Below are 21,457 nucleotides of genomic sequence, written 5' to 3' on the forward strand. Positions count from 1 at the left end.
TGGACAATTAGCGAGTAATAATAAATAGGAATGAGAATGACAAAAATTTATGACTTCGAGGTTAAAGCACTTTCAGGGGAAGCGCTTTCATTAAGTGCTTTTGAAGGGAAGGTTATACTCGTTGTAAATACTGCTAGTAAGTGTGGTTTTACACCTCAATATGAAGCATTACAGGCATTATATGAAAAGTATCGTGATCAAGGATTAGTAATACTTGGTTTTCCATGTAATCAGTTTGGTGGACAAGAGCCTGGAACTGAAAGCCAAATTAAACAGGAGTGTCTAATCAATTATGGCGTAACATTTCCGATGTTTAGTAAGGTGGATGTAAAAGGGCGTGATGCTGAACCTGTATTTTCTTATCTCGTAAAACAATTACCTGGTTTGCTAGGCAATGATATTAAATGGAATTTCACCAAGTTTTTGATTTCAAGAGAGGGTGAACCAATGAAACGCTATGCACCCACCACAAAACCATTTGCTTTAGAAGATGATATTATCAAGCTACTATCATAATGATTAATAAGCAGTATTTTGACTACATAGGATGACTTCATTAATCAATTGCTGCTTATTTTCTAGATGCCGTTGTTGTGCTTTTTGAAGTAATAAACCAATCGCCTTCGCACGTCTCCCCGTTGTTTTGTATTGCTCTAAATAATGATTAAGAAAGTCAATTTGTACCGAGCTATCATTGAAGTCACCTAATTTGGCTTGTAGAAATTTCACTGTTTTTAATTTCAAACGAAGTGATAACTGTTCTGTTAATGGGTGGTAGTACTCCAAACCATAACGTAATTTTTTATATTTGATTCTCAAGCGATGAAGTTGCGCGTCAGACGTTTTTGAATCAATAGCCTTCATTGAGGTGATAATACGATTGTTTAAGTTTACGAATAGCGTGTTTATCATTTGTTGTGGTGGTGTAGATAGATCTTCCATGAGAGGCGATAGCTGCTTTAACTGTATACAGATGAGCTTATATTGCGTTTTATATTCTTCGCTTTTTAACCAATGCTTATTTTTCTTATAGGCTTTTTGGCGTTGGTGCTGCAGATCGTCAAAAAAGCGTGCCAGTCCTTGATGATGCTTATGTTCGACTAAGTAAAAGTAATGCTCCATTTGCATGAGATAAACATCGAGATCGCGTTGTAAATTAGTGGGCTGCATTAAACTTTTGATAGCTAAATTAGTTTCTTTTAGTTGTTCTGGAATGAAAAGTGATTGATGGAGACTAAGTATGGCGCGTATACGGCGCATGGTAACGCGATATTGATGAAGAAATTCAGGATCATCATCTTTTACAATGCCTTTTTGATAGTTTTCACAAAAAGAGAAGCTCTGTAATACGTGAGCGCGAATAATTTTAAATAGTGGCAAAGTAGAATGAATAGGATAAACACCTGACGTTTTTCGAGGAAGCTGAAAAGTGTCTCGCTTATGCATGATTTTGCCTAACTAGTAAAATTCACTTTAAACCCTAAATATAGAACAAATAAACGTTTACAGCTGAAACATGAGGCTTATTTGTGTATGTAAATATTATGGAAACAGTACGTTACAATGAAGAATAAATTAAATGAACAATGACGAAAGATAAAACTGCCCGTTATTTTGAAGTGCTGCTAAAGCTTAAAGAGTTAACAATAAGTTTTATAGGAGTCACTGTATGTCAAAAGTATGTAATCCATTAGGCACTGATGGTTTTGAATTTGTTGAATACACTGCTCCAACAAAAGTTGGGATCACTAAGCTTAAAAAATTATTTAGACAAATGGGCTTTGCGGAAATAGCGAAACATAAACATAAAATGGTGTGGCTTTACCGTCAGGGGGACATAAACTTCATAGTTAATGGCGAGTTAGCTTCGCAAGCAAGTTCGTTTGCATTGCAGCATGGCGCAAGCGTTAATGCGATGGCATTTCGGGTGAAAGAGGTTAACAAGGCGTTAGACTATGCTATCAAGCATGGTGCAACGAGGTGCGAAAATAATGTTGGGCTTATGGAACTCAACATTCCCGCTATTGAAGGTATTGGTGGTGCATTATTATATTTTGTCGATCGTTATGGCGAACGAGATATTTATGAAGTGGATTTTGAGTATTACCCAGACGCACAACAGCGTTTAGCCGCTATAGATACAGGGTTATTAACGATTGATCACCTTACGCATAATGTTGCAATTGGACACATGGATAAGTGGTCTGATTTTTATGAAAAAATTGCTAATTTTCAAGAAATTAAATATTTTGATATTAAAGGGAAACTGACTGGTTTAAAATCTCGCGCAATGACATCACCTTGTGGCAAAATCCGCATTCCTATCAATGAATCAAGCGATGAACATTCTCAAATTGCAGAATACTTAAAACAATATAATGGAGAAGGGATTCAGCATATCGCTTTAAGTACTAATGACATTCTTTCATCTGTGAAAAAACTTCGTCAATTAGGTGTTATCTTCATGGATACACCAGATACTTATTACGAACTGGTCAATAAAAGGATTGATTGTCACGATGAAAATATTGCATTGTTGCAGCATGACAAAATACTGATCGATAGCGATGAACATGGTATTTTGTTGCAAATTTTCACGGGAACTGTGATTGGCCCCGTATTTTTTGAGATTATTCAACGCAAAGGAAATCAAGGATTCGGTGAAGGTAATTTTCAAGCTTTGTTCGAATCAATTGAACTTGACCAAATACGCCGAGGTGTCCTGAGCGAAAAATCTTAGCTTAATGAAAATAAGCAATTTGTTTCCCTGCTGTTAGCTATAAATTTTACATTTCTTCAATGTAAAATTTATACCAGAGGGTCTGGTTAATGTTCTCTATACTGTAGTAGTATCATTTCAAGGTATTGGGTTTAATGCTTCTATAGTATATTGGACATCTAATATGGTTAATAAAGATACAATAGTGAATAAAAATAATAAGTTTCTTGTTGGGTGGCGTGAAGTTGCTGCATTACCTGATCTGGGTATCAATAATATTCATGTAAAAATTGATACTGGTGCACGTAGTTCGTGCCTACATACTTTCAAAATTGAAGAATTTACCCGTGATGGTGAAGATTGGGTGAAGTTTTGGATTCACCCAATCCATAACAACACCGACGTAGAACAAATTTGTGAAGCTAAAGTGGCTGATAAACGCGTTGTAAGAAACTCAGGTGGTGATGAGCAACTGCGCTACTTTATCGTTTCTACAATTGATTTTAATGGTCAACAGTGGCCGATTGAAATTTCGCTAACCAGTCGTGATAATATGGCTTTCCGTATGCTACTAGGGCGTACAGCTATGCATGATCGTATTATTGTTGATCCAGAAGCATCTTATCTTATTAAAAATCAAGGCTAGTTGTCATGAAAATTGGAATTTTATCTCGCAATCGTTCACTGTATTCGACAGCTCGTTTGATTGAAGCCGCTGAACAACGTGGCCATGAAATTAAAGTGATCGATGCACTGCGTTGTTATATGAACATTAACTCGCAAAAACCTCAGATTCACTTTAAAGGTGAAGATTTAGTGGATTTTGACGCGATTATTCCACGTATAGGTGCATCAGTAACATTTTACGGTACTGCTGTTTTGCGTCAGTTTGAAATGATGGGTGTATATACCGTTAATGAATCTGTAGCGATAAGCCGCTCACGTGATAAGTTACGTTCAATGCAACTACTATCACGTAAGTGTATTGGTATGCCTGTGACAGGTTTTGCAAGTAAGCCTGATGACGTTAAAGATTTACTTGATATGGTTGGTGGTGCGCCAGTCGTTATTAAGCTATTAGAAGGCACACAAGGCATTGGTGTTGTTCTTGCTGAAACACGTAAAGCTGCTGAAAGTGTTATTGAAGCTTTCATGGGTCTTAAAGCGAATATCATGGTTCAAGAATACATTAAGGAAGCAGGCGGTGCAGATATCCGTTGTTTCGTTATTGGCGATAAAGTGATTGCAGCAATGAAACGCCAAGGTGCAGAAGGCGAGTTCCGTTCAAACCTACACCGCGGTGGTAGCGCAGCACTGGTTAAGATCACACCTGAAGAACGTAAAACAGCCGTTGCAGCTGCAAAAATTATGGGATTAGGTGTTGCTGGTGTTGACCTGTTACGTTCAGAGCGTGGTCCACTTGTTATGGAAGTTAACTCTTCACCAGGCCTTGAAGGTATTGAGAAAGCGACAGGTAAAGATATTGCCGGCATGATCATCGATTACATCGAAAAAAATGCAGTGAAAAAAACGACACTTCGCAATAAAGGCTAATTGAAAAATCAAGCATAAAAAAGGCGCTCAATGAGCGCCTTTTTTGTCACTATTTAATGGTTATCTTACCGACTTATAACTGTTTCTCTATTGGTAATACACCGGCCGCCCAAGCGCCCATTTTAAGCCAAATGCTACTGTCTGGCTCTGATGTATACTGCTTGCCCGTTGTATCATCATTCCATATGATCTCACCATTTTCGTCCAATGCTAAACGGTAAGCATCTTTAACTAGTGAGTTATTGATCGTGTTGTAAACTTCACCTGAGAATTTAGGTGAATCAACAATCACGCCTAACTCTGTATTTAAGTATGCAGAGCGTGGATCAAAGTTAAATGAACCGACGAAAATTTTCGATTTATCAATAATAAACGTTTTCGCATGCAAACTTGTACGAGAGCGACTTAGCCATTTGTGTTTTGTTTTATGGCCGGGTTCTACTTTTACTTCGTATAGCTTAACACCACCTTCTAGCATGATTTTACGGTATTTGGCATACCAGCCATGTACAGCGAAAACGTCATTAGAAGCTAATGAGTTGGTAACAATAGTGATGTTTTTGCCGTTCTTTGCCACTTTAGCTAGCACTTTAGCCCCTTCTTCTGTTGGGACAAAATACGGTGAAACTAAAAAGAAATCATGCTCTGCTTTCGCGATCATCTCTGATAGCTTATGTAGCAATAAATCATCTTTACTATTCGCAATTTTATACGGTGTATCGTAAAGCAGTTCTGCATCTGTCCAGTATAGCGGTAATGTCTCTTCCATTAACTGCTGTACCATTGGGTGGTTTTTTAGCGAACTTGCATAGTCTGATGACATGTACTTAAGCTGAGCATCTTTCCACTGTGCCAGTTGTTCTTTTGTAGGCTTATGTGCTGATGAGACTAAGGCTTCAATCGGTGTTGCTGGTTTACTGTTCCAGTATTCATCAAATTGACGTGCGAATTGTGGGATCACTTTACCCAGCATAATGAGGTCGAAGTCTCCGAATTCTACGTCACTATTGGCAGAGAAATACTCGTCGCCGATATTACGTCCTCCGGTAATGGCAAACACACCATCTGCAATAATGGCTTTATTGTGCATACGGCGATTTAACCGATCAAAGTCAGTTAAGAAACTTAATGGCTTAATAGTACGGTTTGAAAATGGGTTAAATAAGCGTACTTCAACATTAGGATGAGCAGAGAGGCTTGCTAATGCTTGATCGTCACGATTTTGCATATCATCAAGTAATAAGCGCACACGAACGCCACGCTCAGCAGCTTGATATAAATACCATGTCATCAACCCACTTGTCGCATCATCACGGTAAATATAGTACTGAACATCCAGTGTTTTTTGTGCATGTTCAATAATAGCCAAACGTGCAAGTAATGCGGCTTGACCATCACCAAGAGGGTAGAAGCCTGTTTTATCAGGATGAATGCTGGTATAAGGCAAAGAGCTTTGGTACAAGCTAGTGTTGAAATTATCAACATTGGAATAGCTTGCTTGCTTTTCTAGTGATAACGGTTGAGCACAACCAACAAGTGCTAGAATACTTGTTGCGATAATAGTACGAGATAACAGCTTCTTATAATCTTTAATACGGATCATGGCTAAGACATTGAAAATAAATGTGACTGGATTCTACAGAGGAATAATTGGGTAAGCTGTAATTAAAAATACATTATGTGATCATTTTCTGCTTTTAGAAAACTAACTGATAAGAAGTGTAACAAAGTAAGAATCTATTATTATATTGAGTCAAAAAAAGCCCGAAATAATTGCTTATTTCGGGCTGGTATTTTGGTTAATCTATCACAGTGATGCGTTAACTCGTCGTGGTTGTAAGTCCATGCCATTGGTAATGATTGTTAGGCTTTTTACTCACAATACCTTCATCTAATAGCTGTTTGAAAATACTATCAACCTCATCGGTTGAAATATTTAAAAACTTACTTACAGCGCGTTTACTGCAATTTACTTTGTTATGACTAAGCGCATCAACGGTTAATTCATAAGGGGTTTTAGGCTGTTCAGGTTCGACAATAATTTCTTCTGGCTCTTGCTCATGTACATTAACTTCTGATGTTCCAATCGTTGAAGGGTCAAAATGTTCTAGCAGTTTAGGTTGGTCAAATTCATTGTATCCTGCCATTTCTAACACTTTGTTATGGCGATACTGATGACGAAAACGATTTTCTTCACCGATTAACCCTACAAAGAATGCAGCAAAGAAATCTAATAATACTGATAGAAACACCACTAAACCTAACTGTGCGGCTTGAGGGGTTACATGTAACGATTCTGCAAGACTATCAATCAATCCTAAAACCGAGCCTTGGCTAACGACAGGAATGCTATCACGTTCCATTGCAAGCTTTTGTTGTTGCTTACGTAATTCATCATTTTGTTTTTGAATGCGTGCAACACCAGAGGCAATGCGCTCCATCTGGATGTATTTTTCTGCTGCGACGTTATTGAGATCAATTTGTTTTTCAATGGCTTCAATCTGCATGTTGAATGCATTGATTTTGCTTTTTTGAACGTTAACTTCACTTTGTGCTTTATTCGTTGCGCTGTTAATACCGCCAATAGATCCACCAATCGAAATTGCGGCAAGAACGGCGTAAAAAGTAAAAGCAGATAGTGTGCCAGTATAGTTACGACGTGCTTTACGTTCCCCAACTTCGTACCATGCGAAGAATTTTCCTAGTTCGAAAATAACCGCCAATCCACCAAAGAGAAACTTCATTAATGGATCATCATCAATGGAAAGGAATAATAGCAGCGAGAAGATGATAGAGGCGAGAATAGCTGCACCTGTGAAACTATAAACTGTCCACATCGCAAAAAATCCTTTCGGGTAGCGGATGTGACTTTTCTGATCGTAAAGCATAAATTAAGTCTGAGTAATGAGCGTTTGCTCGCTTGTCGTTATTAACGCCAAGCAAAAAAGGAGTCTATAGGATACCTTAAAATTGTTCCCAGCCCTTATAAAACCTAGCGTGTTGTGTTTTTTCGATGAAAATTTACACGCCGCTTTCATTGCTGTTTAAAATGCCACCATAGAGTGATTACAAACTAAACATAATCGAAGGTTAAATAAGACTACTGTGCAAAAAAGGGGGAATATCTAACATGATGTATAGTGGTCATTTATTGCTAAAGCTATGAGTCTTTATCCATCTTTTATATAAACTAATTAATACGGATTGAGATAAATTGTCATTATATTGACAAAAATATCTAGCATTATTTGAATAATAGGAACAATAAAGTAACCACAGGTAGTTTTGTGAAATATCAACCTCAGTCGAATGTGATGGGAAGTATCGATCAACAGGTTAGGGATAACACAACACCGATTTATTATACTGAAAGAGAACGCGTAATGTATGAGCGCTTAGGACAGTCCTATGCGTGGTACAAAATTATGGACGATGAATTATCGCTCATAGAGCAAAAGTGTCTAAGTGCTTTTTATGATACTTGGCCGCAATTGCAAAAGTTTGATTTTCAAAGTTATAAAGAAATTGTTAGTAATAAAGTTCATGTGATGTTTGAAATTCAACGTATTAAGACAAAATACCCGGCGTCAGAACAACAACAATCCTTTATAAATAACTTATTGATAAAAAGAGATTTATTGTATCCTGAATGGTTAAGAGCCAAAAAGTCTTTAGAGTATATAGAATCTGAAAAAGCCTATTTACGTGCAGTTAAAGATATCGCCCATAATTAATTATGTAAAAAGCTGACCTATACTTATTGTTAATTTAACGGTTAAGGAGGGTCAGTGATGTTCTTTACCAGTGAACATAAAATGACAAATGAAGAGCAATTTTTCATTAAGTCGCAGTATATGGGGTGCAATTTACCATCTAATTTACAATTACACCTTGCTTTAGTTTATGTTGATAATCAAACGTTTCAATGTGTTTGGGAAGCAGAATCTCTTGAAATGATTGAGCATTATGTCGATGCTCAATTAGCAGATTGTTGTCAGAGCCACTATTTTGAAGTTGATCCATTCTCAGCTATTGGTGCTTAAAAATTTGTTATTAATATAATTAATATGTTGTTCTGATGTGATGGATTAAAATATTACGTCTTATTAATGTTAATGCTTGTATTGCGTTATTCCTTTGTGTGATGAATATCGAATTATCATTTATATGAAGGGTGATTCTCTGCGCAAAAATGATTTCTATTAATAACTACTCTCAATTTATAAATATTTTGTAATAAATATCGAGAGAAGTATTAATGAAAAAGAATTTAGTTTGCTTAGGTATCTTGGTTGCTGGTTTAAGTTTTCAATCATCCTCTTTTGCTCAAGGTACTGAACTGCCTAATATTAAGATATTAGCAACGGGTGGAACAATAGCTGGTGCAGGGCAATCGGCAACAGGCAGTGCGTATACGTCAGGACAAGTCGGTATTGATGCCCTTATTAATGCTGTACCGGAAATGACAAAAATTGCCGATATCAGTGGCGAGCAAGTTGCGAATATTGGTTCGCAAGACATGAATGATCAGGTATGGCTTACGTTAGCTAAACGTGTCAATGAACTCTTAGCGAAAGACGATGTTGACGGTATTGTTATTACACATGGTACTGACACCATGGAAGAAACAGCATACTTTTTAAATTTAACCGTGAAGAGTGATAAGCCTGTTGTATTAGTGGGTGCAATGCGCCCATCAACCGCGATGAGTGCTGATGGACCTGTTAACTTATACAATGCTGTGATCACCGCTGCTGACACTGATTCAAAAGGCCGCGGTGTGTTAATGGCGATGAATGATGTGATTTTGGATGCGCGTGATGTCACTAAGACCAGTACAACAGCTGTCGATACATTTAAATCACCTAATTTTGGTGAGTTAGGTTATATCCATAATGGCGATGCGGTGTATCAACGCAGTCCAGAGCGTCATAATACGAAAGATTCTAAGTTTGATATATCGAAAGTGAAAGCCTTACCTAAAGTCGGGATCGTTTATAACTATTCCAACGCCTCTGACTTACCTGTTAAAGCGCTAATTGATGCAAAATTTGATGGTATTGTGAGTGCTGGTGTTGGTAATGGTAATATTTATAAAGGTATTTTCGAACAACTCGCTAAAGCAAGTAAAGACGGGATCATGGTCGTTCGGAGTTCTCGTGTACCTACTGGCGCGACAACACTTGCGGCAGAAATCGATGACACTAAATATGGTTTTGTTGCATCCGGAACTCTAAATCCCCAAAAAGCCCGTATTCTATTAATGCTGTCATTAACGCAAACAAATGATTATCGTGATGTACAAAAGATGTTTCAGTATTACTAGATTATATTTATTGGCTTGAGTTTCGTGTTTACGTAGGTTTGTTATAGTAAAAAGCCAGTCTTCCTGACTGGCTTGATACTCGCTTAATAACGTACTGAATTATTTAGCGTTGCTCTTTACTTCCGCAATGGCATCTTTAAGCCCCTGAGGATCGTAGCCATTAATAATGTGAACATTGTCTGTGGTTACATTATCTGTTGGCATAACAATTAATGCCGGTGTTCCTTGAAAACCTAATTTACTAAATAGCTGGAAGTTGCCTTCAAAACTATTGTTTGCATCAAACTTACTAATATCAATGCCCAACTTAGTTGCAATATCATTAACATCTTGTTTGGTTAATTTGCCTTCATCTTTACCTGAGGCAAATACGGCATTATGGTATTTACTGTAAAGGTCACTGCCTTTATGGGCAAAAATCCAGTTACCCATATCTGCCGCATATTTTGAAGCTTCCCAACGTGATGCAAAGATTGGCGTTTCTTTGAAAATGAATTTTACATCGGGGTTTTCAGCTTCAAGTTGTTTCACGATAGGTGAAATTTTTGAGCAGAACATGCATTGGTAATCAAAAAACTCAATAACGTTTACTTTGGCATCTTTAGGGCCAACATATGGTGTTTTAGCATCTTTAATAAGTTGGTCAGCATAAGCGACAACAGTTTGCTTCGCTGATTGTACCTGCTTTTCCATCTGTTGCTTTTGCAATGTTTCTGATGCTTTTACTAAAACTTCAGGGTGCTCAATAATATATTGGCTGGCAATCTTTTCAATTTGTGCTTTTTGCTCAGGGCTAAAGTCTTTATTATTAACTGCTGTTGTTTCATTACAGCCAGCTAATAGTACTGTCACCATAAGCGGTAAAATTAGTTTTTTCATTTTATCTCTATACGTTAGATAGCGTATTAATTATCACCAATTAAATGATATAGAGTATGAATGTAACCTGAATCAAATTGTTAAATATTATAGAAATGTTTATTTTTAAATAAAAAATTCAATAGAAGAAAGTGAGTTAATTAAACTGTTATATAAAATATAGATCTTATTTTTCATTATTTGAAAATATCATTGTGATGTATTGCGCATAATTATGAATACTTTTGTTGTAAATTATTCATAACGAATGAACAGAGATCTTATTATGAAGAAAAAATTTACATTATTAGCCGTTAGCTCATTATTTGCTTTATCTACACTTTCTACAGCGGCTTTTGCGGATCCTAAAGTACCGGCGACTGATCCTGGTTATAGTACGATCCAAATAATGGAAATGGGGCAACCAAAAGACGTCCATTGGATCTCAGTTAAGCAAATTGCTGAAAAATTAAAAGGTAAGCCACCAATGGCTGTCGGCTTTGACATTGATGACACGGTATTATTCAGTACACCGGGTTTCTATCGTGGTAAGCAGGAGTTTTCTCCAAATAGTTTTTCATACCTGCATGAGCAGAAGTTCTGGGATAAAATGAACTGTGAGTGGGAGAAATTTAGTTTACCAAAGCAAATAGGTAAAGAGTTGATTGCTATGCACCAAAAACGTGGCGATCAAATTTACTTTATTACAGGTCGTACAGCGTCAAAATGTGAAATTACCACGCAATATTTAAAAGATGTATTTGGTATTAAAAATATGCATAAGGTGATATTTTCAGGATCAAGTAAAACAGAATTTACTAAAACGCCTTACATAAAAGAAAATAATATTAAGTTATATTATGGTGATTCTGACGGTGATATTATTTCAGCTCGCAAAGCGGGAGCAGAAGGCATTCGTATTATGCGAGCTGCCAACTCAAGTAACCGACCAATTGCTAAAAATGGTGTTTTCGGTGAAGAAGTCGTGACTAATTCACAGTACTAGTTGTTAATGAATTTAATAAAAGCGACCGTTATGGTCGCTTTTTTTATATATGTTTATTTCGTTGTGCCCAACAGCCAATAAAGATAAAAAAGGTGCTTATAATACAAACTGACAAATAATTAGGAAGATTTAACAGCTCACGATATACCCAAGGTGATAAAGTGATAATTAAAAAGCCATAACCGAAGGCATTGACGAGAATAAATACAATAGTCCTAATAATAAAATTGTAATGGGACAAATGCCTGCGTAAAAAACGATTAAAATCCCCACCGAAAACAACCAATGAACAAGCGACAATCGCGGTTGAAATATCATCTAACCAAGGACGAAGATCGTGTCCTAAATCAGATAAAAGACGAATAATGAGCTCCATGTAAGTATACTATTTCTGCTAAATAATGACGTTTGAGGGTAGTTGTGTTGATGATAAAAAACTAGTGTAGTAGTACAAACTTGCCAAGAAGATCACGGCATACAGAGATATACTTAACTGGCTTCTATTACAGTATTTAGATCCTTGTCGAGGCTCTGAGTACGAAGAAGGCATAACTATTTCTTTCCATATTGCTATATAACGATTTAACGCTCTCTATGGTAAAATTGACGTAAGAAATGCAGAGAGTAAATACATGTTAGTTATTTCAAATTCAGTCCAACTTGCCGATTGGGAAATAGAGCTTACCGCTATCCGAGCTCAAGGTGCTGGTGGTCAGAACGTCAACAAAGTGTCGAGTGCAATCCATTTGCGGTTTGATATCAATAGTTCATCCTTACCTGGCTTTTACAAAGAACGCCTTTTAAAACTATCTGATAGCCGTATAACAAAAGAGGGTGTCATTGTTATTAAAAGTCAACAACATCGTACTCAAGAGATGAACCGTGATGAAGCATTAGCACGTCTAAAAACACTTATTCAAAGTGTTATGACAACCCAGAAAGCGCGTAAAGCGACACGTCCGACGAAAAACTCACAGGTACGTCGTGTCGATAAGAAAACCCAGCGAGGGAAAACCAAAAACCTCAGAGGTAAAGTGAATTTTTAACCAATATTAATGTGACCTTTACGGCATAAGTTGCTGTAAAGAAGTGACATTGTGATACCTAACCGAATATCTTTGCTATCAATAGCTGTGTAAATTCTTTATTGCATTTATTTATTATTGGGTGGCAGGGATGTTCGAGAAAAAAACACTTCAACTTTTACAGTTGTTTTATCGTGAAACAGAGCGCGTACGTTTATTCACTTTAGACGATCTCCCGCCATTAGCTGTTGAACAGCAACAACAAATGAATCTATGGTTAGAAACCAAACGCAATTTTGAACACAATGAAATTGTGGAGCAGATATGGTTAAAAACTTGTAGTGCAGGGTACATAACAGAGTTAAGGTTACATGATGACGGAACGCTTGATGAATACACGCTATTCAATCGTCTACACACCACTGGCTATTGGGAGCTAGTAGATGGAGCGATCGAAATAGAAATTAAAAAAGCAGAGAATACCTATCGCTTTACTGTCTTTGCTAACCGTCACGCTAATATCCATTCCGCCATCGAGTACAAAAATGGCGAGCTGCATTCGTATCTTAAATTAGCGCAAACACGACCTATTAAATTCTAATCTATAGCTTTTTGGTTGATAAAATAGACTGGTATCGATGTATATTATCAGTACACTGATAAAAAGGTTTGGATATTAGGAAGGTCAAGGATGAGTAAGATAAATAAAGTTGCAGTTGTTGGTGGTACTCACGGTAATGAATTTAGTGGTATTTACTTACTCAAAAAGTGGCAAAGTGATCCCCTGCAATTAGCGCGTGAGAGTTTTTCTGTCGACACTGTCTTTGCTAACCCAAAAGCATACGGTGAAAATAAGCGATATGTTGATCATGATTTGAATCGCCAATTTGGTATTGATGATCTCGTGAATAATGAGCTGACGAGTTATGAACAGACTCGCGCTAAAGCAATTAATCAGCAAATTGGACCAAAAGGAAAGGCAAATACTGATTTTATTATCGATTTGCATAATACCACCAGTAATATGGGACCTTCGTTAATCTTACTTCAGTCTGATCTATTTAATCGTCAGTTAGGGGCGTATGTTAAGTCTAAAATGCCAAAAGCAGTGGTGGTATTTGAAGATCATACCTCTGTTGATGAGCATTTATTTCTTTGCTCAATTGCCAAGCAAGGTGTGATCGTTGAAATAGGGCCGCAACCACAATCGGTTATCCGTCAGGATGTATTAGATTGGATGGAAGCGATGACAAAACATATTTTGGATTTTGTTCATTTAAATAACACTAATGAAGTGCCTGACTTACCTGCAAGTTATGACGCTTACCGTTATGAAGAAACCCTCAAGCTTCCAGTAGATGAACAAGGGGAGCGAATTGGCATGGTTCATCAATCTGTTCAAGATAATGATTTTGAACCACTGCGCTCAGGCGACCCTATTTTCACCTTGTTCGATGGTACAGAGATTTTCTGGGAAGGGGATTATGAAGCGTACCCTCACTTTATTAATGAAGCCGCTTATTATGATAATAATCTTGCGATGTCATTAGGTAAGAAAATCGTGGCATCAACAAACTAATATTTAGCCCATATTATAAGTCATCAAATACTTGCCCGTAACAGACGCACATTGTTCTGTTACGGGCTTTTTAGTTGTTATTATTATTTAATGCGTTGTTTTCAAGACTACAATAGGGGTGTGATCAACCATAATGATATGCGAATCAACATTAAATACCGCAGAAATAAGCTCACTCGTTACTGTAGCTTTAGGTGAGCCATAATCAAATAATTTGCCGTTATGTAGTACAGCAATATGGTCGGCATATTGAAGCGCCAAGTTAAGATCGTGGATCACCATAATTACACATGCCCCTGTGCGTTTAGTATAGGAGCGAACATAATTGAGTAATCGCAATTGGTTTTGCATATCAAGTGCTGAAGTTGGCTCATCTAGCAGCAATACTTTAGGAGTGTTTATTAACGCTTGGGCAAGTCCTACCATTTGGCTTTCACCACCAGAGAGTGCAAAACATTGTTTATTAGCGAGATGTAAAATCCCCATATCTTTTAATAAGAATAACCCTTGCTCTGCACTTTCTTTTTTCGCGATCAAAGACGTTGAGTGAATGTACATTGTCGTGATCAATAACTCGAGTACCGTAATGTTAGCGTGGATACGATGCTCTTGCGGTAAATAGCCTATATCCTTTAATGAAAGCGGTTGTTTAAGGTATCGAATTTGTTCAGGATATTGTTTAAGCAGCGCAGTCATTTGGCGTAAGAGTGTCGATTTACCTGCACCGTTTTTTCCTATTAAGGCTACCATTTCGCCGCAGTGGATAGTGGGTAATGTTAAGTCATTCAAGACTGACTGTTTACCAAATGTCACTGTGACATTATTGATATCAAGGCTCATGTTAGCGTCCCCCTTTTTTAATCACAAGAAAGATAAAGAAAGGGATCCCAACAATCGACATTACAACAGTAAGAGGCAAAATGATCCCAGGCATAATTGCTTTACTCGCAATAGAGGCTAACTCTAATAATACCGCTCCAACTAAGAATGATGCGGGCAAGAAGAAGCGTTGATCTTCACCTAAAACCATCCGTGCAATATGCGGAGCCACTAAACCTACAAATCCGACTGCGCCAACAAATGAAACCGAGATAGAAGTAATAATTGAAACTAACACCAAGGTCTTCATACGTAGACGCTTGACGTTAATTCCCATCGATTCTGCACGTTCTTGTCCCATTTTTAATGAAGATAATCGCCAAGCATCTTTCATCATAATTATTAATACAATGGGTAACAAAATCAGTAAGAAAACAATTTTTTCCCAGCTACCGCGATCTAGCGAGCCCATCTGCCAGAAGACTAATGTTTGCAATTGGGTTTCGCTGGCAATGTATTGCATCATGATCAGCAAACTATCGTATGCAAACATAACGGCAACACCAAATAACATCACACCTTCAATTGAAATACGCTTTATCGACGAAATCCCCGCTATCAATAACGTCGTTAGTAAACACATAATGAACGCCATTACAGCGATTTGATATTGTGCAGGGATAAAGGGCAGAGCAACAACATTGGTGATAACTAAAGACGCCCCGAATCCTGCCGCCGCTGAAACACCAAAGGTATAAGGATCGGCTAGCGGGTTATGCAATGTTGTTTGCATTTGTGCGCCAGCCAAGGCTAATGCTCCCCCAATAAAAGGGGCCATGAGTGACATTGGCATGCGTATATCCCACACAATGACTCGACTGGCGATAGCACTTTGGCTTGGTGAAAAAATCGCTTGGATCACTTGTGAAAAAGAGAGGCCTTGTGAGCCAATAAGCACATCAATAATGACAAATAACACACTTAATATGGCAAGGCTGATCAGTGCGATTCTTTTATTACGAGAACGAATATGGTGAGCTCTCAATTCAACTGTAATGCTATTCACTGATTCATTGCCTTGAAGTTATCTTGACCAAACTGACCACTCAGATGACGATGACCAAACTTAAGGTTCATCTCTTCAAATGTCTTTTCTGGCTGTAACGTTGAAAAAAGTGAAGGGTGTAACCATTTTGCAAAATACTCAATCGCCACTAAGTTATACGGCGAGTTGTAAAATGGCATATAAATCGAATAAACATTCTTTTGTTGATACGCTGTTAGTGCTTGTAGCCATGGTCGATTCATCAAATCGGTGGTCGCTTGTTTAATTGCGGCATGGTTAGGAGAGTAACCAAGAGGAATCCCACTTGTTGGCTGACCGTCATTGGTGATCCAACCGGTTGTTTGCATAATATAAACATCAGGCTGTGAGGTAATGACTGTCTCTGGTGACATCTGTCCAGTTTCAGAACCATCAAGTGGCGCTATCGCAATATTTTCAGCTTTAAGCATTGGGATGTAAGCGCCCATATTACCATTAGCAAAAGTACGGCAGCAGGAGTCACTGTAACCTGCAGCGCGTTCAATAAACACGCGCGGAGTCGGTGTGTTTGGGTGCTGTGCCAGTGTCTCTTTTATCACATTCAAGTGACTTGTATAGTATTTGGCGAATGCATCGCCTTGCTTTGAGCGGTTAACAGCATCAGCGAAAACCTGTACTGATTTCAGTGTGTTTTTGAGTGGATTTTCACGGAAATCGACCGTTAATACTTTAATGCCAGCATCATTGAGTTTTTTCAATAAGCCTTTATCTTCAGCCAACTTAATATTTGATAGATCAACAATAAAAAGATCAGGTTTAGGTTTTAGATTAATAAACCGTTCAACATCAAATTCACCAGATTTAATAAGACCAATAGTCGGAACATTTTTTAGTGAGGGGTATTGCTTAATATAGCTAGCATACATGCTTGGCGCTGAAACTCGCATATCATCTCTTGCCGCAACAAGGTGCTTTGCTGCTTCTTTTTGATAAATAATTTCTAGCAATGGAAAAATTCGACTGGTTGAAAGTGCAATGTTTTGAGGTTGATGATCAAAGGTAACTTGTCTACCCGCAACATCCGTTACTGTGATGGGATAGGTGCTTGCTAAAGCGATATTGGAAGCTGTTAAGCCAACAGTTAGAGAAAGCAACGTTTTAATGGGCGTTTTCAAAATGGCTATCCTTAAAAAATTTTCGAAATAGTAATGATAATAATTATCGTTATAAATGTGTTTTATTGAGAGATAAGGATCCATTAATGAATGGTAATAAGATTTATTAACATTTACTGGTGTGTCAGTTTTAGATTAGTTGCAAGGGGAGAAGTGATCGTGAAACGTATCGGAGAGTAAGGATCCAAGAAAATGAATATTTGAGTATCACTAAATAGTACTTGGATCTCTTGTTGATATTAAGGCTTTGATTACAGTGCGTTTACTGCTGCGGTAAAACCGTCAGCCGATAAGTTGAAACCTGCGATGTCAACGTAGTTTTTAGTTTGAAATAGGTCAAGAACTTGCGACATTTGTGCGCCATTATTACTGGCGTAAGCATAGGCCGTACAGGTGTTATTGCTTGGATCGAAGCTAGTAGATACACGTAATAAGGTTTGTTTAGCCACATTGTAATTACTTAGCGCTGAAACATATTTCCAACTTTTACATACACTTTGGTTAGTAGGCATATGGTCGATAAAGTCGATACGGGCGAGTTGATGTGAGCCGCTACTAAAGTGAAAAACATAGGTTTGATTGCCAAAATCAGTTTGAGTGATCAACTCATTTTTGGACGGGACAGCTTGGTAGGTATTATGTTGAGTGGTATCAGCAAAAGCATTAGAAATACTAAAAACAGAAAAAGTAAGTGCAACAAGTGAGGTAGAACGCTTAAACACTAATATAACTCCACGAAATTAGATTTTAATTAAAGCCTAATAACATGCCTTTTACGCATTCATAATGCAAATATTTTACTATGAAACAGCGGTATAATTAAATTCCATTTGTAGAAATAGAAGTAAAATTTAAACGATACTCAAATAGTTGTATTTCATGATTTGTATAATAGCTTTATATGTAACGCCATGTGTATTTTTCAATATAATTTCATGTGTATTAAAACGTTACATTTTTGACCTTTAAAAACAGTAAATATACTGCCATATTTTTGACTTAGTATTTTATCTCTAAAAACGTTAATTTTTTCACTTAAATAATGTTAGACAGAGGCGCAATCGTTCTTACTGGAATGGATAACCTAATTCATGGATATGACATCAATAATATTTAATGCTCTACAGCCTTTATGTTGGATTATTCCGGTTGTTTTTATTCTGTTTTTAGTAAATTCACCGTGGTTTAAAGGTCGTGCAGGTGAATTAATTGTTCATTACCGATTAAAACTTTTGCCAGCAAAACATTACAAAGTATTAACTAATGTAACCTTGCCTACTGAAAGTGGTACAACGCAAATTGATCATCTTGTTGTTTCTCAATACGGTATTTTTGTCGTGGAAACGATAAATATTAAAGGGTGGATTTTTGGTGGGACCTATCAGTCAGTATGGCAACAAGCATCGTTTAATCGCTCATCAGTATTTAAAAACCCGTTACATCAAAATGCTCAACATACTAAGACACTTCAATATTTATTGGGTGTTGATGAAACGGCATTTCATTCCGCAGTGGTTTTTGTTGGTGATTGTACTTTTAAAACCGAGATGCCTGATAATGTAGTCAAATCAGTAAGTGCAATGATGCATTATATCCATACATTTAAGGCACCGTTATTTACAGACCAGCAGTTACAGCAATGGGTTGCGAGTATTGAAAGGACATCATTTAACCCAGATCTTTGCAACTAACGGTTAAGTAAAAGTATTATGATGAGCTAAATTACTCGCAAGACTGCGCTCTATATACAGAGGGTATGTGGATATATTCCGTTTTTAAGCCAAATTATTACTTTTACGTGCTACAGAACTGCCTTTAACTTAATCCAGATTAAAGTTTTCACCTTCCTTTATCAGTACTATCCCCTCCATCTGTTCAAAGTTGACAGATATTAGAAAAAAGAACCGATACCTTGATCGTGTCGCTGTTCTTTTTGTTCTTCAATCTGATGATAAATCATAAAAAGATGTAAGAGGCTTCACCTTGAGTAATTTGTTTTCTACAACTCACATTGGTTCGATGACGTTAAAAAATCGCTTTGTACGCAGTGCAACGTGGGAAAATATGGCGACAGAAGAAGGTCATATGACAGATAAGCTTTATGCTATCTATGAAGAGCTTGCCAAAGGTGAGGTTGGTTTAATTGTCACGGGTTATGCCAATATTGTAGAAGAAGAAAAGCCGAATGCAGGCATGATGGGGATGTATAACGATTCTTTTATTGAAGAATATAAAAAGCTTACAGAGCTTGTACATCAATATGATTCAAAAATTGTCATGCAGTTAGCCTATGGTGGCACGAAAACAACCTATAATCTTGGCGAACGTGTTATTTTTGCACCTAGTGCCGTGTGTGAAAAAAGTACCCAAACATTGGGTAAAGCAATGACACAAAAAGAAATTGATTACATCGTTAATGCATTTGCCCAAGCAAGCTTACGTGCTCAACAATCGGGTTTTGATGGTGTAGAAATTCATGCGGCGCATACTTATTTAATAAATCAGTTTTTAAGCCCTTACTACAACCAACGTGAAGATCAGTACGGCGGTAGCCTTGAAAATCGTATGCGTTTCTTAATTGAAATTTACGATGCGATCAGAAAGTTAGTCGGTAAAGATTTCCCGATCCTAGTGAAATTAACCGCGACAGAATTTTTTGAAGGTGGATTAACTTTTGAAGAAACGCGTGTTATTTGTAAAAAACTGGAAGCGATTGGGGTTGATGCCATTATCATCTCAGGCAATATTCATGGCAAAGCCGATACTATGGTTGGTGAAGTGCATGATGGTTATGAGATTCAAGCGGAAGGTTACTTTAGCGAATATGGCCGTGTGATAAGTGAAGACGTTAAAGTGCCTGTTATGACTGTTGGTGGCTTAAGTAATTACTGTGCAATTGAAGCGCTTGCTGATAATACAAATATTGAATTGTTTGCGTTTTCACGTCCGCTACTGACGGAGCCACAACTGATCAAACGTTGGAAAGAGGGGGATCGGATCGATGTTGAGTGTGAAAGATGCTCAAAATGTCGAACTCGCCGTGGGAATTTTTGTGTGACCTCTAAAACGCGAAAAGCTGAAATTGCAGCATTGTAATTTTTAAGAGGGCATAAGAAGAGTTAGTGTTCAAAAACACTAACTCTTTTTTTATTCAGCGGGAGTAATAGCAAGTGAGGCGCTTTTTTGTTGCCACTGCTGATACCATTGCTCAATACTGTCATATGGCAAAGGGGGAGATATAAAATATCCCTGTGCTTGTTGACAGTGCATTTCCTGTAATTGCTTCCATAAAGCAAGGTTTTCAACGCCTTCAGCAATAGTGATTAAATCTAAGCGTTTAGTGAGTAGTAAGCATGATTCCACAATGGCTTGTGCCGTAATGCTTGTTGGTAATGCCTGAATAAAGCCAAGATCAAGTTTAAGGGAATTAAACGTTAATGTTTCTAACTGCTTAAGTGACGAATAGCCAGTACCAAAATCATCAATGGATAAAACAAACTCGTGCATACTCAAGCGTGATGCAGACTCAATGGCTTCACCGACTGATTCAAATATATCGGACTCTGTTAGTTCAAAATATAACCATTGATTTAAATCGTAATATTGTTCTTTTAATTTCAGTACGCAGTTGATGAAATGTGGATCAGCCAATGTTTTAGATGAAATATTTATCGCAATTTTTCGATTATGGAAATATGAACGATAACAAATTACGTAATGAATAATGTAAATTGCTAATTGCTTTTCTTTATTGTGCGCCATGATTTGATCAATAAACTGGTAAGCCGGAACCGTACCATATTCAGGATGCACTAAACGTATTAACGCTTCACAAGCAACCCATTCACCTGTTTCAAGCGATACGATAGGCTGAAAGTAAGGCACAAACCAGTATTGTTTAAAGGCGAGATCGATAAAGGCTTCATCCAATTTTATATCACAAGACGGTAGGCGTTCAGGTAATGCATTAGTTTGCTTTGCTGTTTCAATTAAAGCACTAATTTGCTTTAAACAGGTAGGTTTAGCCAATGTGCCTAATAAATTAAGTTTATAGTTAAGACACATTTTCTCAACACTGGCTAAGATATCTTGTTTCAAGGCGCTGGTGATTATAATAGCGCCCTTAAACTGCTGTTTTGCAATATGACCAAGAAAACTGATGCCATCCATTTCCGGCATATTTAAATCACACAACAATAACTGTGGTTGATATTGCTGCATAATTTTTAATGCTTCGGCACCGTTAACCGCGCAATGAATTTCATCATTAACAGGATCGATAATACGAGCTAACTGCGTTGTTAGCACTTGGCGCTGAAAATCATGATCTTCTATCAATAGTATGCGCATT

Annotated in this window: 23 protein-coding genes; 13 read left to right on the forward strand and 10 right to left on the reverse strand. The window is 37.4% G+C overall.

Features of this window, described 5'->3' with window-relative positions:
- The first annotated feature begins 36 nt into the window (after window positions 1-36).
- Window positions 37-516, forward strand: coding sequence for a glutathione peroxidase (locus C9J41_RS06895; protein WP_107207578.1), 480 nt, complete (start codon window positions 37-39; stop codon window positions 514-516).
- A 3-nt stretch (window positions 517-519) separates the two neighbouring features.
- Here the strand turns inward: C9J41_RS06895 and C9J41_RS06900 are convergent, their stop codons facing one another.
- Window positions 520-1,446 carry a CHAD domain-containing protein gene (locus C9J41_RS06900; protein WP_107246118.1) on the reverse strand — a complete coding sequence of 309 codons (927 nt, stop codon included), beginning with the start codon at window positions 1,444-1,446 and terminating at the stop codon, window positions 520-522.
- Window positions 1,447-1,669: 223 nt separating this feature from the next.
- Between C9J41_RS06900 and hppD the strand changes: the two genes are divergently transcribed.
- The 3 genes from hppD to rimK all read left to right on the forward strand — a co-directional run bounded on the left by hppD (window position 1,670) and on the right by rimK (window position 4,273).
- Entirely contained in the window at window positions 1,670-2,740 is a 1,071-nt protein-coding gene (gene hppD, locus C9J41_RS06905) for a 4-hydroxyphenylpyruvate dioxygenase (RefSeq protein ID WP_107207580.1), read from the forward strand.
- A 163-nt stretch (window positions 2,741-2,903) separates the two neighbouring features.
- Window positions 2,904-3,365, forward strand: coding sequence for an ATP-dependent zinc protease (locus C9J41_RS06910; RefSeq protein ID WP_107291137.1), 462 nt, complete (start codon window positions 2,904-2,906; stop codon window positions 3,363-3,365).
- A gap of 5 nt (window positions 3,366-3,370) precedes the next feature.
- The gene (gene rimK / locus C9J41_RS06915) at window positions 3,371-4,273 is read left to right on the forward strand and encodes a 30S ribosomal protein S6--L-glutamate ligase (protein WP_107207582.1); all 903 of its coding nucleotides are present in this window, start codon (window positions 3,371-3,373) and stop codon (window positions 4,271-4,273) included.
- Window positions 4,274-4,346: 73 nt separating this feature from the next.
- Here the strand turns inward: rimK and C9J41_RS06920 are convergent, their stop codons facing one another.
- Together C9J41_RS06920 and C9J41_RS06925 are read right to left on the reverse strand one after the other, a co-directional pair.
- The gene (locus C9J41_RS06920) at window positions 4,347-5,876 is read right to left on the reverse strand and encodes a phospholipase D family protein (RefSeq protein ID WP_107294381.1); all 1,530 of its coding nucleotides are present in this window, start codon (window positions 5,874-5,876) and stop codon (window positions 4,347-4,349) included.
- A gap of 217 nt (window positions 5,877-6,093) precedes the next feature.
- Complete coding sequence (locus tag C9J41_RS06925; protein WP_107207584.1) at window positions 6,094-7,110, reverse strand: Preprotein translocase subunit SecY; 1,017 nt, start codon at window positions 7,108-7,110, stop codon at window positions 6,094-6,096.
- A 450-nt stretch (window positions 7,111-7,560) separates the two neighbouring features.
- Between C9J41_RS06925 and C9J41_RS06930 the strand changes: the two genes are divergently transcribed.
- The 3 genes from C9J41_RS06930 (at window position 7,561) to ansB (ending at window position 9,599) form a co-directional block, all read left to right on the forward strand.
- Window positions 7,561-8,007 (forward strand): hypothetical protein, encoded by a 447-nt coding sequence (locus tag C9J41_RS06930; RefSeq protein ID WP_233217771.1) that lies wholly within the window; start codon window positions 7,561-7,563, stop codon window positions 8,005-8,007.
- Between the two features lie 57 nt (window positions 8,008-8,064).
- Window positions 8,065-8,316, forward strand: a complete 252-nt coding sequence (locus C9J41_RS06935; RefSeq protein WP_107246113.1) for a hypothetical protein — start codon at window positions 8,065-8,067, stop codon at window positions 8,314-8,316.
- Between the two features lie 215 nt (window positions 8,317-8,531).
- Window positions 8,532-9,599, forward strand: a complete 1,068-nt coding sequence (gene ansB / locus C9J41_RS06940; protein ID WP_107261103.1) for an L-asparaginase 2 — start codon at window positions 8,532-8,534, stop codon at window positions 9,597-9,599.
- A gap of 99 nt (window positions 9,600-9,698) precedes the next feature.
- On the opposite strand, the gene C9J41_RS06945 is transcribed toward ansB, so the two are convergent.
- Window positions 9,699-10,478, reverse strand: coding sequence for a thioredoxin domain-containing protein (locus C9J41_RS06945; RefSeq protein WP_107246110.1), 780 nt, complete (start codon window positions 10,476-10,478; stop codon window positions 9,699-9,701).
- A 265-nt stretch (window positions 10,479-10,743) separates the two neighbouring features.
- Between C9J41_RS06945 and aphA the strand changes: the two genes are divergently transcribed.
- Entirely contained in the window at window positions 10,744-11,463 is a 720-nt protein-coding gene (aphA, locus tag C9J41_RS06950; protein ID WP_107294382.1) for an acid phosphatase AphA, read from the forward strand.
- Between the two features lie 43 nt (window positions 11,464-11,506).
- Here the strand turns inward: aphA and C9J41_RS06955 are convergent, their stop codons facing one another.
- Window positions 11,507-11,839 (reverse strand): DUF3392 domain-containing protein, encoded by a 333-nt coding sequence (locus C9J41_RS06955; protein WP_107294383.1) that lies wholly within the window; start codon window positions 11,837-11,839, stop codon window positions 11,507-11,509.
- 256 nt (window positions 11,840-12,095) lie between these two features.
- Here C9J41_RS06955 and arfB point away from each other — a divergent pair, with 256 nt between their 5' ends.
- From arfB to C9J41_RS06970, 3 genes are all read left to right on the forward strand, one after another.
- Window positions 12,096-12,509 carry an alternative ribosome rescue aminoacyl-tRNA hydrolase ArfB gene (gene arfB, locus C9J41_RS06960; protein ID WP_107294384.1) on the forward strand — a complete coding sequence of 138 codons (414 nt, stop codon included), beginning with the start codon at window positions 12,096-12,098 and terminating at the stop codon, window positions 12,507-12,509.
- Window positions 12,510-12,639: 130 nt separating this feature from the next.
- The gene (locus C9J41_RS06965; protein WP_107294385.1) at window positions 12,640-13,089 is read left to right on the forward strand and encodes a hypothetical protein; all 450 of its coding nucleotides are present in this window, start codon (window positions 12,640-12,642) and stop codon (window positions 13,087-13,089) included.
- Window positions 13,090-13,179: 90 nt separating this feature from the next.
- Window positions 13,180-14,067 (forward strand): aspartoacylase, encoded by an 888-nt coding sequence (locus C9J41_RS06970; protein ID WP_107294386.1) that lies wholly within the window; start codon window positions 13,180-13,182, stop codon window positions 14,065-14,067.
- 87 nt (window positions 14,068-14,154) lie between these two features.
- Here C9J41_RS06970 and C9J41_RS06975 read toward each other — a convergent pair whose 3' ends face one another.
- From C9J41_RS06975 to C9J41_RS06990, 4 genes are all read right to left on the reverse strand, one after another.
- On the reverse strand, window positions 14,155-14,907 hold the full coding sequence (locus C9J41_RS06975; RefSeq protein ID WP_107294387.1) for an ABC transporter ATP-binding protein: 753 nt from the start codon (window positions 14,905-14,907) through the stop codon (window positions 14,155-14,157).
- Window position 14,908: 1 nt separating this feature from the next.
- A complete protein-coding gene (locus C9J41_RS06980) occupies window positions 14,909-15,952 on the reverse strand; it encodes an iron ABC transporter permease (RefSeq protein ID WP_107294388.1) in 1,044 nt (347 codons plus the stop codon).
- Complete coding sequence (locus C9J41_RS06985; protein WP_107294389.1) at window positions 15,949-17,106, reverse strand: ABC transporter substrate-binding protein; 1,158 nt, start codon at window positions 17,104-17,106, stop codon at window positions 15,949-15,951. Before C9J41_RS06985 ends, C9J41_RS06980 begins: the two co-directional genes overlap by 4 nt.
- 251 nt (window positions 17,107-17,357) lie before the next feature.
- Complete coding sequence (locus tag C9J41_RS06990) at window positions 17,358-17,828, reverse strand: hypothetical protein (protein WP_107207596.1); 471 nt, start codon at window positions 17,826-17,828, stop codon at window positions 17,358-17,360.
- Between the two features lie 369 nt (window positions 17,829-18,197).
- On the opposite strand from C9J41_RS06990, the gene C9J41_RS06995 reads away from it, so the two are divergent.
- Window positions 18,198-18,797: a nuclease-related domain-containing protein gene (locus tag C9J41_RS06995; RefSeq protein WP_107207597.1), complete on the forward strand. Its 600-nt coding sequence runs from the start codon at window positions 18,198-18,200 to the stop codon at window positions 18,795-18,797.
- A gap of 292 nt (window positions 18,798-19,089) precedes the next feature.
- On the forward strand, window positions 19,090-20,202 hold the full coding sequence (locus C9J41_RS07000) for an NADH:flavin oxidoreductase (RefSeq protein ID WP_107207598.1): 1,113 nt from the start codon (window positions 19,090-19,092) through the stop codon (window positions 20,200-20,202).
- 51 nt (window positions 20,203-20,253) lie between these two features.
- Here the strand turns inward: C9J41_RS07000 and C9J41_RS07005 are convergent, their stop codons facing one another.
- Window positions 20,254-21,456 (reverse strand): EAL domain-containing protein, encoded by a 1,203-nt coding sequence (locus C9J41_RS07005; protein ID WP_107207599.1) that lies wholly within the window; start codon window positions 21,454-21,456, stop codon window positions 20,254-20,256.
- Window position 21,457: the final 1 nt, after the last annotated feature.

The sequence above is a fragment of the Photobacterium sp. GB-50 genome, assembly GCF_003026755.1.
Taxonomy (GTDB): Bacteria; Pseudomonadota; Gammaproteobacteria; order Enterobacterales; family Vibrionaceae; genus Photobacterium.